This is a genomic window from Streptomyces sp. NPDC012637, assembly GCF_042954805.1.
Classification (GTDB): Bacteria; Actinomycetota; Actinomycetes; order Streptomycetales; family Streptomycetaceae; genus Streptomyces.
In genome coordinates this window covers 140000-155109 of sequence record NZ_JBIBDS010000001.1, presented here as the reverse complement: position 1 = coordinate 155109, position 15110 = coordinate 140000, and the positions used below count along the sequence as shown (strand labels likewise).

Sequence of the window (15110 nt, the reverse complement as noted above, 5' to 3'; positions counted from 1 at the left end):
GCCCGCACGTCCCATGGGTCGGCCGCCGCATGCTCCTCGGTCTGGGGCAGACGGCGGCGCTCGTCCTGTTCCTCTTCGCCCTCACCGAGGCCCTGCCCGGCGACGCCGCCGTGGCGCTCGCCGGAGAGCAGCCCGACCCCGAACGGATCGCCCGGATCCGCGAGACCATGGGCCTCGACCGCTCCGCGGGCGAGCGCCTCCTGCACTGGACCGGCGGCCTGCTCCACGGCGACCTCGGCACTTCCCTCGTCTCCGGCCGGCCCGTCACCGCCTACCTGGCGGGCGGCCTCGGTCCCACCCTGGTCCTCGCGGCCGCGACGCTCGCCCTGCTCGTCCCGCTCTCCGTCGGCCTCGGCGTCCTCGCCGCCCGACGCGAGGGCGGTGCGGTGGACCGTACGGTCAGCGCCCTGACCCTGGCCGTGCACGCCGTACCCGAGTTCGCCCTCGGGGTGCTGCTGGCCTCCGTGTTCGGGCTGTGGCTCGGCTGGCTGCCGCCCACCGCCGTCGGCACCGGCCTCACCACCGATCCCGCCGTGCTCGTGCTGCCCGTCGTGGTGCTGCTCGCCCGGCCGGTGTGCACGATCAGCCGGCTGGTCCGCGCCGGCATGATCGACGCCCTGGCTTCGCCGTACGTCGCCCAGGCCCGGCGGTACGGACTGTCCGAGCGCCGGATCCGCTGGACCCACGCGCTGCCGGGCGCCCTGGCCCCGGCCGCCCAGCAGCTGGCCCGCACCGTCGACTGGCTGCTCAGCGGAGTGATCGTCGTCGAGGCGCTGTTCGTGGTTCCCGGCCTCGGCACCGTGCTCGTGGACGCCGTCGCCGCCCGGGACGTGCCCGTCATCCAGGGCATGGCGGTGGTCTTCGGCGTCGTGACCGTACTCGTCAACACCGGGGCCGACCTGGTGGCGCGCAGGCTCGCTCCGCGCTCGGAGGCGGCGGCATGAGCGGCACACAGCGGCAGCCGCCGTCCCGGTACGCGCTCGCCGCCGCGCTGATCGCGCTGCCGCTGCTGCTCGCCCTGCTGGGACCGCTCTTCGCCGGACCACCGGGTCCCCGCTCGGTCTCCTTCGCCACGGGCGACGGGCACTGGCTGGGCACCGACTTCACCGGGCGGGACGTCTGGCGCGAGGTACTGCTGGGCGGCCGCTCCGTCGTGCTGGTGGCCATCGCGGCCACCGCGCTCACCTACGCCTTGGCGGTCCCGCTGGGCCTCGCCGCCGCCCTGACCCGCAGGGCCCGGCTAGAGGACGCCCTGATGCGGCCCCTGGACGTGCTGATGGCCGTTCCCTCGCTGCTGCTGGTGCTGCTCGTGGCCGCCACCCTCGCCCCCGGGCCGTTCGGACTGACCGTCCTGATCGGGCTCGCCGCCGTCCCCGACGCGGCCCGGGTGGTCCACGCCGCGGCCGTGGAGATCTCGGCGCGGCCCGCCGTCGAGGCACTGCGCCTGCAGGGCGAGTCCTGGTGGCGCATCGCCGTCGGGCACGTCGCCCGGGCCATGCGGCGCACCCTCGCCGCCGACGCCGGGATCCGGCTGACCGGCGCCCTGTACCTGGTGGCGACGGCCGCCTTCCTCGGCGTCGGCGTGCAGCCCGACGCCGCCGACTGGGCGGTCATGGTCGACCGCAACCGCACCGGACTCTTCCTCCAGCCCTGGGCCGTGGTGGTGCCCGCCCTGCTCATCGCCGCCCTGTCGATGGGCACCAACCTGCTGTTCGACGCGGCCCTGCAACGGCAGGGCCGCGGGAAGGGAACCACATGACCACTCCCGAGGAGGTCGTGGCGGAGATACGGGACCTGCGGGTCGAGGTCGACGGGCGCCTGATCCTCGACGGCGTCGGCCTGACCGCCCGCGCCGGGAAGGTGACGGCCCTCATCGGGCACTCCGGCAGCGGCAAGACCACCACCGGCCGCGCGCTCCTCGGCGAATACCCCGAGGGCGCCCGGACCACCGGCACCGTCCGCACCGCCGGACACGTGGTGGGATACGTGCCGCAGCACCCGGCCGCCGTACTGAACCCGGCCCGCAGGGTCGGCGCGCTGCTGCGCGACATCGCCCGGCGCCAGGGCGGGCGCCGGGCCGAGGTCCGGGAGCGGGTCCGCGAGGCCCTGCGGCTGGCCCGGCTCCCCGACCCGGACGGGACCCTGCGCCGGTTCCCCCACCAGCTGTCCGGCGGGCAGCAACAGCGCGTGGTGCTGGCGCAGGCGCTCCTCCTGGGCGCCCGCGTCCTCGTCGCCGACGAGCCCACCACCGGCCAGGACGTGCTGACCCGGGAGGGCGTCATGGCGGAGCTCGCCGCGGTCGCGCGGCGGGGCGTCGCGGTGGTTCTGCTCAGTCACGACCTCGAAGCGGTACGGCAGCTGGCCGACGAGGTCGTGCTGCTGCGCGGCGGCCGGGTGGCGGACCGGGGAACGGCAGCCTCGGTGCTGGCCGCCCTGCCGCGCCGGGCGACCGCCCCTCCTCGGGAAGCCCGTGCGCGGCGCGCCGTACGGCTGGAGACCCGCGGCCTGAGCGCGAGCCATCGCACCCCGGCCGGCCCGCTGGAGGTCCTCGACACCATCGGCGTCGAGGTCGCGGCGGGGGAGTGCCTGGCGCTGGTCGGCCGTTCGGGCAGCGGCAAGACGACGCTGGGGCGGTGCGTGGCCGGGCTGCACCCGGCGTACCGGGGCGAGGTGCTGCTCGACGGCCGGCCGCTCGCCCGCACCCTGCGCTCCCGCACGCGGTCGGAACTGGCCGCCGTCCAGTACGTGTTCCAGGACGTGGGGGCGGCCTTCGACGCGTACCGGCCGGTGCGGGACCAGGTCGCCCGTACCGCCGTACGCCTGCGGGGCCTCGGCCCCGGTGAAGCCCGGCGGGCGGCGGAACGGGTCCTGGGGCAGCTGGGGTTGCCGGCCGGGCTCGTGGGGCGGCGGCCCGGCGGGCTGTCCGGCGGAGAGCTCCAACGGGCCGCCCTCGCCCGCGCCCTGCTGGCGGAGCCGAAGGTGCTGATCTGCGACGAGATCACGTCCGGTCTCGACGCCGTCACCCGGGAGGGCATTCTCGGCGTGCTGGGCGAACTCCGCGCACGGGCCGGGCTGTCCCTGCTGTTCATCACCCACGACCTCGCGGCCGCGGGGGCGCTGGCCGACCGGATCGCGGTCCTGGACGGCGGACGGGTGGTGGAGGAGGGGCCCGCGCGGCGGCTGTTCGACGCACCGGAGCACCCGATGACGGAGGCTCTGCTGCGCTCGGGCCCTAGATGAATATGATTATCAACGCTAATGTGGCGCCCGCCCGCGCCGGCCGACCTCCGGCGCGATGGCCGGCGTTCCGCCGAACCGCGGCGGACAGCGACAAGGGCGGGGCAGCGTGACCGAGGGGACCAGAACGACCGCACCACACCGTGGGGCGGCGCACGACGACGGCGGACTCCCGCGCAGGCCCCGGCCGTCGGCCGGATCGCTCGCGGTCACGGCGGGCCTGCTCGCGGTCCTGTGCGGATCGGTGGCGCAGCACTGGTTCGCCCTGCCGGCGTTCGGCGCCTGGCGGACCCTGCTCGTGGCCATCGTGGTCCAGGGAATCCCGTTCCTCCTCCTCGGCACGGTCGTCTCGGCGGCGATCGGGGCGTTCGTGCCGGCCCGCGTGTTCGCCCGGGTCCTGCCGCGCAACCCGGTGCTGGCCGTGCCGGTGGCCGGCGCGGCCGGCGTGGTGCTGCCCGGGTGCGAATGCGCGTCCGTGCCGGTGGCGAGCAGCCTGATGAGACGCGGTGTCACGCCGGCGGCGGCGCTGGCCTTCCTGCTGTCCGCGCCCGCCGTCAACCCGGTGGTCCTGGTGTCGACGGCCATCGCCTTCCCCGGCATGCCGGAGATGGTGGTGGCCCGGCTCGCCGCGTCCCTGGCCACCTCGGTGGCCATGGGATGGCTGTGGCTCAAGGCCGGCCGGGAGGAGTGGCTGCGCCTGCCCAAGGGCCCCCTGGGGCACGCACCCGGCACGAGCCGGTTGTCGGAGTTCCGGCGCGGCCTGCAGCACGACTTCCTCCACGCGGGCGGCTTCCTGGTCGTGGGCGGAATGGCCGCCGCCACGTTCAGCGTGCTCGTACCGCCTTCGGTGCTGCGGCTGTTCGACGACTCGCCCTGGCTCGCCGTCCTGGTCGCGGCGCTGCTCGCCGTGCTCCTCGCCGTGTGCTCCGAGGCCGACGCCTTCGTCGCCGCCTCCTTCACCGGCTTCTCGCCCACCGCCCGGCTCGCCTTCATGGTCGTCGGGCCCATGGTCGACACGAAGCTCATCGCGCTGCAGACGGGCGCTTTCGGACGCGCCTTCGCCGTGCGCTTCTCGATCGCGACGTTCGTCGTCGCGGTCCTGTGCTGCGTCCTCGTCGGAGGAGCCCTGCTGTGAGGAGGACTGCCGTGAAGGAAAGAGCCCGTCAGGCCGGCCGGTTCGGCCTGCCCCTGCTGCTGACGGCGATCGGCGGCGGCCTGCTGCACATCACCGTCGGGAGCGACACCTACCTCCGGTACGTCAAAGAGGGGCTGTGGGCTCCGCTGATCCTCTCCGGCGTCCTCCTCGTGATCCTCGGCGGGACGGGACTGGCCGCCGAGGTGAGGGAACGGCTCCGGCAGCCGGTCGTGCAACTGCGCCGCGACGCGCATGGCAGGCCCTACTGGCACGACACCTCCCACGATCACGCGGACCACGAGGACCATGGCCACGGGCACGGCCATGGCCATGGCGGCGCGCCGCGCGTCGCGTGGCTGCTCGCCGTTCCGGCGCTCACCCTGCTGTTCTTCGCGCCGCCCGCCCTGGGCTCCTACACCGCTTCGCGCGAAGGCGCGAGGGCCGCCGCGGAGCGCACGTCGTTCGCCGACCTCAAGGACGTGCCGACCGTGCCCATGTCGATGCGCGAGTTCATCGGACGCACCGCGTACGAGCAGATGAGCCTTCGGGGCCGCAAGATCAGGCTCGTCGGCTTCGCCAGCCCCGGGCCCCGCCCGGACACCTGGTACCTCAACCGGCTGACCGTCAGCTGCTGCGCGGCCGACGCACGTCCGCTGCGGGTGGAGATGCACGGCGCGGCGGCTCCGCCCACCGACACCTGGGTCGAGGTCACCGGCCTCTGGCGCTCCGGCGAGGTCGATCCCGAGAATCCGCTGCCGGCGTTCGACGTCGGCGAGTCGAGGACCGTACCCGAGCCGCGGAACCCCTACCAGGACACGCCTCCGGAGGCCGCGGGAGCCTGAGGCCGCCCGCCCCGGAACGGTCGGGCCTCACGGCGGCGGCCACCGACGAACGCGCCGGCGCGTACGCTGCCCGGGTTCCCCGCTCCAGCCGCCGACCGGGAGTTCCCGCGTGACCACCCAGCCGTTCCTGTACGTCGTCGTCTGCGCCGCCGGCATCGCCGGCGACGCCCACAAGCTGATCACCGCAGCGCAACAGCAGGGCTGGGCCGTCGGCGTGACGGCCACCCCGCAGGGACTCGGCTTCCTCGACACCGAGGCGATCGAGGCCCAGACCGGCTACCCGATCCGCTCGGCCTGGCGCAGCCCCGGAGACCCGCGCCCGCTCCCGCCCGCCGACGCCATCGCCGTCGCCCCCGCCACGTTCAACACGATCAACAAGTGGGCCGCAGGCATCGCCGACACCCTCGCCCTGGGCATCCTGTGCGAGGCGTACGGGATGGGGATACCGACCGCCGCCCTGCCGCACGTGAACGCCGCCATGGCCGCCCACCCGGCGTACGTCCGGAGCCTGGACCGGCTGCGGGAGATGGGCGTGCTGCTCGGCGCGCACGAGCCGCCACGGCCGGGGGCGGGCGGGGGAGCGGACCGGTTCCGCTGGGAGGAGGCGCTGGAACTGCTGAACGGCAGGACCGCCGGCTCCTCCTGAGCACGTGGAGCGAGCTGAGGACGGAGACGACCATGGCGCCCTGGACGGTGATTCCGCGCCACCATGGTCGCCCTCGGCCCTTCGGCCGGCGACGCGATCGCGGCCGCCCGTCCGGCGGCCCGCGAGGCCCGGGCCGCCCTCGGACTCATGGCGGTACTCCGGGGTCATGGTCCCAGGGGCCAGTCTCCTGCGCCCCGGGCTCCTGACCGTCGTAGGGCCGACGCCATGGCGCGAGCGCCGGGCCCGGTGGGGAGATGATCGTGGGCTGGGGCTGGGGCTGGGGCTGGGGCTGGGACTGGGGCTGGGGGTGGCGAGCCCACTTCCCTCTCCGCATCAGGTCATCAGCACCGTTCGCGGAGTGAGGGCGACGCATCGGCAGAACCACCCATCCAGGTCGGCGAGAGCCGGTCCGCAGGATGGGCCGGTCGGGGAACTCCGGTGCGGCGCTCCGCCGACCGGTCCCGGCGCCCGCCTAGCGTGGTCCTGGGACGACCGACCTCAGGGAGTGACCGGGATGGCGAAGGTTCTGGTGACGGGCGCGACAGGGAACATCGGTGCCCGGGTGGTCGCGGGCCTGCGCGACCGGGACGTGCCGGTCCGGGCCTTCGTCCGGGACCCCGAGCGGGCCCGAGCGCGGCTCGGCGCCGCCACCGAGCTCGCGCACGGCGACTTCGCCGAACCGGACTCCCTGCGCCGCGCCGTCGACGGCGCCGACCGGCTCTTCCTCCTGTGCGCGAACGACCCCCGGCAGGTGGAGTTCGGGACGAACGCCGTCGACGCGGCCGTCCGGGCGGGCGTCGAACGGGTCGTGATGCTGTCCACGATCGGAGCCGCCGCCGGCTCGCCCACGGTCTTCTTCGACCAGCACGGCCGCCTCGAGGACCACGTACGCGCCAGTGGGATCCCGTCGACGGTCCTGCGCGCCGCGCACCTGATGTCGAACATCCTCGGCTCGGCACCCACCATCCGTCAGGCGGGCCGGTTCTTCCTGCCCGCCGGCGACGCCCCGATCGCGATGGTGGACCCCCGGGACGTGGCCGCTGCCGCGGTCGCCGCCCTCGCCGAGCCCGCCGGTGCCGAGCCGGGCGGCCGTACGTACGAACTCACCGGCCCGGCGGCGATCACGTACGGCGAGGTCGCCGAGCGGCTGACGGCGGCCGTCGGCCGGCCGGTGGAGTACGTTCCGGTGCCGGACGAGGCGGCCGTCGACGGCATGGTGCAAGCAGGACTGCCGCAGTGGCTCGCCGAGCAGGTCGTGGAGGTCTTCCGCGACCTGCGCACCGGGACGCACGGGTCCACCAGCGCCGGCGTCCGCAGCCTGACCGGCCACGAGCCGCGCGCGTTCGAGGACTTCGCCCACGCGGTGGTGGCACCGGCCCTCGACGCCCCTGAGGAGGGGCTGACGTAAGGAAATCGTCATGGCCGGGCCCGGGACGCGCGAAGGACGGGGCGCGTTGAATGGGAACCCAGCCATTACCAGCGACGATTCAGGGAGAACCGCATGAGCAGGGTGTCACGTCGAGGAATCACCGTCGCCGTCGTCGCCGCGGTGGTGCTCGGGCTCGGCGGCGGGCTCGTGTGGTTCCAGCCCTGGAAGCTCTGGGTGGACGAGACCGTGAGCGAGGCCCTGCCCACGGCTCCGGCCACCACGCCGACAGGCGGCACGCCGGCGGGCACCTCGCCGACGGGCACCGCCCCGGCACCGCCGGCCGCACCGCAGGAGGTGGCCTCCGGCGAACTGATCAGCCACGAGCACAGCACCTCCGGCACCGTGAAGATCATCCGCCTCCCGGACGGCACGCACACGCTGCGCCTGGAGAACCTGGACACCAGCAACGGCCCGGACCTCCGGGTGTGGCTGACCGACGCCCCGGTGAAGGAGGGCGTGGCCGGGTGGCGCGTCTTCGACGACGGCCGTCACCTGAGCCTGGGCAGGCTCAAGGGCAACAAGGGCGACCAGAACTACGCCCTGCCCGAGGGCACCGACCTCGCCAAGTACTCCAGCGTCAGCATCTGGTGCGACCGCTTCGACGTCTCCTTCGGCGCCGCCGAGCTCACCCGCGCCTGACGGTCACGCGGTCGGCCCGGCTGTCACCCCCGCGGGCGTGGCGCCGGGCGTCCGGACGCCGCCGCACCCACCACCCACCGCACACCGCGAGCGCCGCCGCCCCGTACGCGGCGGTCACGGCGCCGCCGCCGGCTCCGGGGCCGGCGAGGTAGGCGACCGCGCCGGCCAGGGCGACGCCGAGCCATTCCCAGCGGCCGTCCAGCGCCACGAGCGCGACGAGCAGCAGGGCGTACCACGAGTAGCCGGGAGTGAGCAGCAGGAACGCCGTCCCGGCGGTCACCAGGGCACCTCGCCACGGGCGTTCGGGATCTCCGCGCACGACCACGAGGACCGACACCACCGCGAGTCCGAGCAGGACGGCGGGCAGCGCCCACGCGTCGGGGACCACGAGCCGCACCAGGGCGTACCGGCCGCCCGCGCCCGCGTCGTCGTAACCCTCCTCCTCCGCGTAGCCCCCGAGGTAGCCGAGGACCGAGCCCTGCGAGAGCAGGACGTAGGGCAGGTACAGCGCGGCGACCGTGACGGCCGCGGGGCCCAGCACCGCGAGCGCCTCGCGCGGTCGCCGTACCCCGGACAGGACTCCTGGTAGCAGCAGCGCCGGCAGCAGCTTCGCGGCGATCGCCAGACCGAGCAGGGTCCCGCCCGCCGTCCGCCGGCGCGCCACGACGACCAGGGCGCACACGGAGAACAGCACGGCGAGGACGTCCGCGTGGGCGTTGTTCACCCCCTCCACGGGGACGGCCGGACACCACGCCCACCAGGCCGCCCGGCGGGGGTCGCCCCGGCGGCGCAGGGCGAGGACCAGCAGGCCGGTGACGGACAGGGACAGGACGGCGCCGCCGGTCTGGAGGGCCTTGTGGCGGACGTCGGACGGTGACAGCGCGTGGACGAGGAGGAACCAGCCCTCGCCCGCCGGCGGATAGATGGTGTGCACGGCGGGCCGGTTGATCCGGGTGCACAGGCCGCCGGCGAGCGGGGCGAGGTCGCGGCCGTGGGCGCAGGCGGCGCCGTCGGGGAAGAGCCACGGATCGCGCAGCACGGACAGGGCGGGGTCGGCGGGTGCGTGGTCGTACGGGGAGACGCCGGCGGCCTGCACCCGGCCGTCCCACGCGTACCGGTACGCGTCCGTGCTGGTGCGTGGGGCTGCCACGAGGCCGGTGGCCGTGACCGCGACCGCCCCGGCGAGGAGCAGCACGACCGCCGCGCGGGCCGTGACGTGGCGCAGGGCGACGACGGCCCCCGCGAACAGGGCCCAGGCGGCCGCGTACCGGGCGAGGAAGCCGGTTCCCGTCGCGTCGCCCCGGAGCAGGCCCGCGAGCGTCGCGGTCAGGGCCGCGAGGAGCAGGGCGGCGACGACGGCGGCAGAGGCGGCGGTACGGGCGGGGGTACGGTCAGCGCGGGTCATGGGCGCAGCGTGTCAGCGGGGCCGGCGGACCGGTGGGCGACCCGGCGGAGCGTTCGGATTCCGTAAGGTGTCGGAACGCCCGCGGGACCCGCGGCGGCGGTGTCATGGAGGGCATGACCTTCCGCATGCCCGGGCCGCGTCCGGCGCTGCCCGCCTTCAGGCCGCCCCGCTTCACCGGCCGACTGCACGACGCCAGGACGGCCACGGCCGTCGGGCGGTGGCTCGGGCTGGCCTTCGCCGTCTGCCTCGTCACCGGGCTCGTCAGCCACTACCTCCAACGGCCACCGGGCTGGCTGGCCGACCGGCTGCCCACCCGGCCGGTGTGGGGCTACGCGCTCAACCAGGGCCTGCACGTCGCCACCGGCCTGGCCGCGATCGTGCTGCTCCTGGTCAAGCTGTGGGCGGTGTATCCCCGGCTCTTCGTCTGGCCGCCGGTGCGGTCCGTACGCCACGCCCTCGAGCGGCTCTCCGTCGCGCTGCTCGTGGCCTCAGCCGTCTTCGAGCTGTTCACCGGCCTGCTGAACATCGTCGAGTGGTACCCGTGGCCCTTCGCCTTCGTGCCGGTGCACTTCGCCGTCGCCTGGGTGGTGACCGGCTCGGTCCTGTTGCACGTCGCGGTCAAGGCCCCCGAGATCCGGGACCATTGGGGGCGGAGCTCGGCGGGGACACGCTCTCTGCCCGCCGAGGACGCCGTCGACCGGCGTTCGCTGCTCCTGGCCACGGGCGGGGCGGTCGGTGTGGTGACGCTGACGACGGTCGGTCAGTCCTTCACCCCGCTCAAGGCGTTCGATCTGCTCGCGCCACGGCATCCCGACCACGGCCCGCAGGGACTGCCGGTGAACCGCACCGCCGGGGCGGCCGGCGTGGCGGTGCAAGACCTGCGGCAGTGGCGCCTCGAGGTCGCCGGGCCCCGCCCGTACGTCCTCACCCTCGACGCGCTGCGGGCGATGCCCCAGACGCGTGTCCGGCTGCCGATCGCGTGCGTCGAGGGCTGGAGCGTCGACGCCGACTGGGCGGGAGTGCAGGTCCGCGAGCTGGTCGCGCGGGCCGGCGGACGGCCGGGGACGGCCGCGGTGCGCGTGACGTCGCTCGAGCTGAGCGGCGCCTACCGGGTGATGGAGATGGGCGCCGACTACGTCGACGACCCGCTGTCGCTCCTCGCGCTCACCCTCAACGGGCAGGTGCTCTCGCTCGACCACGGCTTCCCGGCCCGGATCATCGCCCCCAACCGGCCCGGAGTACTGCAGACCAAATGGGTGCACCGCCTGGAGGTGCGGTGAGGACGGCGAACGCGCTGCGGTTCGGAGTCGGCGCCCTCGGCCTCGGCCTGATCGGCCTCGGGGCGTGGCTGGTGGCGGTCGGGCCGGACCCCGCGGGCGTGGGGGTGTGGCTGGTGGGGGCGCTCGTCCTGCACGACGGGATCCTCGCGCCGCTCGTCGTCGCCGTGGGGCTGCTGCTCGTCGGACGTCCCGAGCGGGGCCTGCTGCGCGGGGCGCTGGTCGTCGCGGGGAGCGTGGTCCTGGTGGCACTTCCGCTGATCGTACGGCCGGGAGAGCCTCCGAACCCGTCGGCGCTGCCCCTCCCGTACGCCCGGAACCTCGCGATCGTGCTGGGGGCCGTGGCCGTCGTGGCGGGCGCGCTGTACGTCCGACGACGGGGGCGGGCCCGGCCTCAGCGGCGTTCCGCGGAGGACGACTGAGGCACGAGCGAGACGAAGGAGCGACCCGTCACCGTCCACTGCTCGGACACGGCCCATCCCGCGCGGACGGCGTGCCCGGCCAGTGCCCGGGCGCCCACGCGGGCCCAGCGGAACGGCGCCCCGCGACCGCCCCGGCCGTCGTCGACGCGTACCTCGCAGCGCTCGTCGACGTCCAGCGGCACGCATTCGGCGAGGACGGTCCCGGCGGGGGACACGACCTGCCGGAGCCGCCGGAGCAGGGCGGCAGGGTCGCCGCCGATGCCGATGTTCCCGTCGATCAGCAGGGCCGTGTCCCAACGGCCTTCCCCGGGTACGGGATCGAAGACCGACCTGCACAGGGCCGTGCCGCCCAGGCGTACGGAGTGCGCCACCGCCTCCGGGCTGACGTCGATGCCCAGCGCGCGCCGGCCCTGGGCGGCGAGGGCGGCGACCAGCCGGCCCGGGCCGCAGCCGATGTCGAGGACCGCACCCCGGCAGCGCTCCAGGACGGAGCGATCGGCCCGGTCGGGAGCCTCGCACCAGCGCTCCACCTCCAGCGGCAGCAGCCAGCCGTCGTCACGGCGCAGGAAGAGCGGGCCGCGACCGGCGCGCAGGGCGTCGGCGTACGGGTCGGCCTGCCAGGCCGTCGTCGCGGTCACGGGCCCGCTCCGGCGGTGGCCGTGGGGGCCAGCGCCGCGTACCGGGCGGCGAAGCGGGTGCCGGGTGCCCCGGCCGCCACGTGCCGGGCGTCGGCGGCGGTGTCCACGTCCCGCAGACCGGGGAGGATCCCGATGCGCAGCCCGGCCGCGCGCAGCCGCTCGTACTGGACGGCCCCGGTTTCGGGCCTCGACATCGGGACGCCGAGCAGCAGGGCCGGGTCGGGGCGGGCCAGGCCGAGGGCCCAGAAACCGCCGTCCGCCGCGGGACCGAACCAGGCGTCGTGGGCGCCCCAGTGGAGCGCGGGGACCAACAGTTCCGGGGTGACCTGCGGGGTGTCCATGCCGATGAGCAGGGCGGGACCGGGGCAGGTGGAGAACGCGGCGGCGAGCCGCTCGTCGAGCCCGCCCGTCGCCTGGGGGACGACGTCGAAGCCGGCCGGCAGCCAAGCTCCCGGCGCGCCGTCGAGGACCAGGACGTGCCGTCCGGCCGGGACCCGCGCCGCGGCGGTCAGGGTGTCGGCCAGCGCCGCCTCGGCGAGGGAGGCCGCCTCCTCGGCGGTGAACGGAGGTGTGAGCCGGGTCTTCACCCGGCCCGGAAGCGGCTGCTTGGCGATGACGAGCAGGGTCGTCACCGGCGGACTCCGCCGGCCGGTGCGGAGCCCGCCACCGGCGTCGGCGCGGCGTCGGCGAGGACCTTCCGCATGTCGTGCACCGCCTGCCACGTGCCCCTCCACGTGCCGGTGACCTTCGACCGGCCCGACCGGGGCAGATACGGCACGTCGACCTCGCGCACCCGCCAGCCCGCGTCCGCGGCCCGTACGACCGTCTGGAGGGGGTAACCGCTTCGGCGGTCGGTGAGTTCGAGGCCGAGGAGCGCCTCGCGGCGGGCGGCCCGCATCGGGCCGAGGTCGCGCAGCCGCAGTCCGGTGCGCCGCCGCAGCAGCCACGACAGCGCGAGGTTCCCGGCACGGGCGTGGGCGGGCCAGACGCCGCGGCCGGTGGGACGGCGACGGCCGAGGACCAGCTCGGCGGAGCCGTCGGCCACCACACCGACGAGCCCGGGCAGCAGGCCGGGGTCGAGGGAGGCGTCGCAGTCGCAGAAGCAGACGAACTCGGCTTCGGCGGCGAGCAGTCCGGCGTGGCAGGCGGAGCCGAAGCCGCGCCGGGGCTCGTGGACGACGGTGGCGCCCAGACTCCGGGCGAGCGCGGCGGATCCGTCGGTGGAGCCGTTGTCGACGACGATCGCCCGCCAGCCGGCGGGGACGCGGGAGAGGACCCAGGGCAGGGCCCCGGCCTCGTCGAGACAGGGAAGGACGACGTCTACGGTCATGGGTGTCACGGGTCCACCGTAGGAAGCGGAGGGCGGGCCGAGGCTGCGGAAGTCCTTACGAAACGCGGACGTCACCCCGTTCGCCCGGGGACGCCCGTGACCGTCGCAGCGGCGGATGCGACGCTGTGCGGCATGAGCGAGAGCGCAGGCCCGGGGAGCCGGGCACGGATCCTGGTGGTGGAGGACGATCCGACGGTGGCCGAGGTGGTCACCGGCTACCTGGAGAGGGTCGGGTTCGCCGTCGAACACGCCGCCGACGGCGTCGACGCGTTGCGCAGGGCCGGGGAACGACGACCGGAGCTGGTCGTGCTCGACCTCATGCTGCCGGGCCTTGACGGCCTGGAGGTGTGCCGGCGGCTTCGTGCCGACGGACCCGTCCCCGTGATCATGCTGACCGCGCGGGGCGACGAGGAGGACCGGATCACCGGCCTGGAGGTGGGCGCGGACGACTACGTCACGAAGCCGTTCAGCCCGCGCGAACTCGTACTGCGCGTGGAGTCCGTGCTGCGCAGGAGCCGGGCCTCGGCCGGCGCCGCCGCCCGGCCGGTGCTCCGGGCCGGAGACCTCGTCGTGGACCCGGCGACCCGCCGCGCCACCCGAGCCGACCGTGAACTCGCCCTCACCTTGCGGGAGTTCGACCTCCTGTCGTACTTCCTGGAGCACCCCCGGACGGCGCACGCCCGGGAGGACCTGATGCGGCGGGTGTGGGGCTGGGACTTCGGCGACCTCTCGACGGTGACCGTCCACGTCCGCCGTCTGCGGGCCAAGATCGAGGAGGACCCGGCCATGCCCCGGCTGATCCAGACGGTGTGGGGCGTCGGCTACCGCTTCGAGCCGGGACCGGTGCCGGAGCGGGGGCCGGAGCCCGGGCACGCGGGTGCGGCGGGGCGCGCGGGTGCGGCGGGGCACGCGGAGGGTACGGGGCGCGCGGGTGCGGCGGGGCACGCGGAGGGCGTGGCGTGAAGGACGTCCTGCTCATCGCCGCGTTCGCCCTCGCCGGCGCCGTGTGCGCCGGCCTCGCCGGAGCGGTCGTCCTGCGCCTCGTCCGCCACCGCTCGGTCGCCGTCTCGCTGACCGTCGTCGCCGCCGTCACCGTCACGGCGATGCTCGCGGGGACGCTCGCCGTCGCCCAGGCGATGTTCCTGTCCGCGCACGACCTGTGGGTGGTGACCGTCGTCGCCGCGATGGCCGCCCTCGTCGCCCTCGGCACCGCCCTCGTGCTCGGCCGGTGGGTCGTGGCCCGGAGCCGGGCGCTCGCCCGCGCCGCGCGCGCCTTCGGCGACGGCGGCAGCTTCTCCGCCCCCGACGGCGCCGCCACCGCCGAACTCGCGACGCTCACCCGTGAACTGGCCGCCACCAGCGCCAAGCTCGAGGCGTCCCGGGCCCGTGAGCGCTCCCTGGAGGCGTCCCGTCGCGAGCTCGTCGCCTGGATCTCGCACGACCTGCGCACCCCCTCGCCGGGCTGCGGGTCATGGCGGAGGCCCTGGAGGACGGCATGGCCGCCGATCCCGCCCGCTACCACCGGCAGATCCGCACCGAGGTCGAACGCCTGACCGGCATGGTCACCGACCTCTTCGAGCTCTCCCGCATCCATGCCGGCGCCCTCGCCCTCAGCCCGAGCCGTGTCTCCGTCTACGACCTGGTCGGCGACGCCCTCAGCGGCGCCGACCCGCTCGCGCGCGAGCACGGGGTGCGCCTGGTCGGGAAGCGGGTCGAGGCCGTGCCCGTGGAGGTCGACGGCAAGGAGATGACCCGCGTCCTCGCCAACCTCCTCGGCAACGCCATCCGCCACACGCCCGCCGACGGCACGGTCGCCGTCACCGCCGAACGCCGCGACGACGCCGTCGTCCTGTCCGTCACCGACGGCTGCGGCGGCATCCCCGACGCCGACCTTCCCCGCGTCTTCGACACCGGCTGGCGCGGCACCGAGGCCCGCACCCCACCGGCCGGTGCCGGCCTCGGCCTCGCGATCGTCCGCGGCATCGTCGAGGCCCACGCGGGCCGAGCCGAAGTGCGCAACGTCCCCGGCGGCTGCCGCTTCGAGGTCACCCTGCCCGCCGCGGCGGGCTGACACCGCCGGCCGCTCCCGGCCGTGACACCGGCGGTGCGG

The 15110-nt window shown here is 75.5% G+C and carries 15 protein-coding genes and 1 pseudogene; 12 read left to right on the top strand and 4 right to left on the bottom strand.

Annotation, left to right across the window (positions count from 1 at the left end; all coding sequences use genetic code 11):
* Positions 1-29 precede the first annotated feature (29 nt).
* From ACFY8W_RS00765 to ACFY8W_RS00730, 8 genes are all read left to right on the top strand, one after another.
* The gene (locus tag ACFY8W_RS00765) at positions 30-944 is read left to right on the top strand and encodes an ABC transporter permease subunit (RefSeq protein WP_391101630.1); all 915 of its coding nucleotides are present in this window, start codon (positions 30-32) and stop codon (positions 942-944) included.
* The gene (locus ACFY8W_RS00760; RefSeq protein WP_391098436.1) at positions 941-1759 is read left to right on the top strand and encodes an ABC transporter permease subunit; all 819 of its coding nucleotides are present in this window, start codon (positions 941-943) and stop codon (positions 1757-1759) included. Before ACFY8W_RS00765 ends, ACFY8W_RS00760 begins: the two co-directional genes overlap by 4 nt.
* A complete protein-coding gene (locus ACFY8W_RS00755) occupies positions 1756-3240 on the top strand; it encodes an ATP-binding cassette domain-containing protein (protein WP_391098433.1) in 1485 nt (494 codons plus the stop codon). The genes ACFY8W_RS00760 and ACFY8W_RS00755 overlap by 4 nt, the downstream gene beginning before the upstream one ends.
* Positions 3241-3346: 106 nt before the next feature.
* Entirely contained in the window at positions 3347-4372 is a 1026-nt protein-coding gene (locus ACFY8W_RS00750) for a permease (RefSeq protein ID WP_391098431.1), read from the top strand.
* Positions 4373-4383: 11 nt separating this feature from the next.
* Positions 4384-5214, top strand: coding sequence for a TIGR03943 family putative permease subunit (locus ACFY8W_RS00745; protein ID WP_391098429.1), 831 nt, complete (start codon positions 4384-4386; stop codon positions 5212-5214).
* A 109-nt stretch (positions 5215-5323) separates the two neighbouring features.
* A complete protein-coding gene (locus ACFY8W_RS00740) occupies positions 5324-5860 on the top strand; it encodes a flavoprotein (protein WP_391098427.1) in 537 nt (178 codons plus the stop codon).
* A 514-nt stretch (positions 5861-6374) separates the two neighbouring features.
* Positions 6375-7268 carry an NmrA family NAD(P)-binding protein gene (locus tag ACFY8W_RS00735; RefSeq protein ID WP_391098424.1) on the top strand — a complete coding sequence of 298 codons (894 nt, stop codon included), beginning with the start codon at positions 6375-6377 and terminating at the stop codon, positions 7266-7268.
* A 93-nt stretch (positions 7269-7361) separates the two neighbouring features.
* Positions 7362-7928, top strand: a complete 567-nt coding sequence (locus ACFY8W_RS00730) for a DM13 domain-containing protein (protein WP_391098422.1) — start codon at positions 7362-7364, stop codon at positions 7926-7928.
* Here ACFY8W_RS00730 and ACFY8W_RS00725 read toward each other — a convergent pair.
* Complete coding sequence (locus ACFY8W_RS00725) at positions 7915-9333, bottom strand: glycosyltransferase 87 family protein (RefSeq protein WP_391098419.1); 1419 nt, start codon at positions 9331-9333, stop codon at positions 7915-7917. The genes ACFY8W_RS00730 and ACFY8W_RS00725 overlap by 14 nt on opposite strands.
* 113 nt (positions 9334-9446) lie before the next feature.
* Between ACFY8W_RS00725 and ACFY8W_RS00720 the strand changes: the two genes are divergently transcribed.
* Positions 9447-10613, top strand: coding sequence for a molybdopterin-dependent oxidoreductase (locus tag ACFY8W_RS00720; RefSeq protein ID WP_391098416.1), 1167 nt, complete (start codon positions 9447-9449; stop codon positions 10611-10613).
* On the top strand, positions 10610-11032 hold the full coding sequence (locus tag ACFY8W_RS00715) for a hypothetical protein (RefSeq protein WP_391098414.1): 423 nt from the start codon (positions 10610-10612) through the stop codon (positions 11030-11032). The genes ACFY8W_RS00720 and ACFY8W_RS00715 overlap by 4 nt, the downstream gene beginning before the upstream one ends.
* Here ACFY8W_RS00715 and ACFY8W_RS00710 read toward each other — a convergent pair.
* Genes ACFY8W_RS00710 through ACFY8W_RS00700 form a run of 3 tightly spaced genes read right to left on the bottom strand, consistent with a single transcriptional unit; the run spans position 11005 to position 13000 of the window.
* A complete protein-coding gene (locus ACFY8W_RS00710; RefSeq protein WP_391098412.1) occupies positions 11005-11670 on the bottom strand; it encodes a methyltransferase domain-containing protein in 666 nt (221 codons plus the stop codon). The genes ACFY8W_RS00715 and ACFY8W_RS00710 overlap by 28 nt on opposite strands.
* Complete coding sequence (locus tag ACFY8W_RS00705; RefSeq protein WP_391098409.1) at positions 11667-12302, bottom strand: DUF2064 domain-containing protein; 636 nt, start codon at positions 12300-12302, stop codon at positions 11667-11669. The genes ACFY8W_RS00710 and ACFY8W_RS00705 overlap by 4 nt, the downstream gene beginning before the upstream one ends.
* Positions 12299-13000 carry a glycosyltransferase gene (locus ACFY8W_RS00700; RefSeq protein ID WP_391101628.1) on the bottom strand — a complete coding sequence of 234 codons (702 nt, stop codon included), beginning with the start codon at positions 12998-13000 and terminating at the stop codon, positions 12299-12301. The genes ACFY8W_RS00705 and ACFY8W_RS00700 overlap by 4 nt, the downstream gene beginning before the upstream one ends.
* A gap of 132 nt (positions 13001-13132) precedes the next feature.
* Here ACFY8W_RS00700 and ACFY8W_RS00695 point away from each other — a divergent pair, with 132 nt between their 5' ends.
* The gene (locus tag ACFY8W_RS00695; RefSeq protein WP_391098406.1) at positions 13133-13963 is read left to right on the top strand and encodes a response regulator; all 831 of its coding nucleotides are present in this window, start codon (positions 13133-13135) and stop codon (positions 13961-13963) included.
* Positions 13960-15071 (top strand): annotated as a pseudogene (locus tag ACFY8W_RS00690) (sensor histidine kinase). Before ACFY8W_RS00695 ends, ACFY8W_RS00690 begins: the two are co-directional and overlap by 4 nt.
* The last annotated feature ends 39 nt before the right edge of the window (positions 15072-15110 follow it).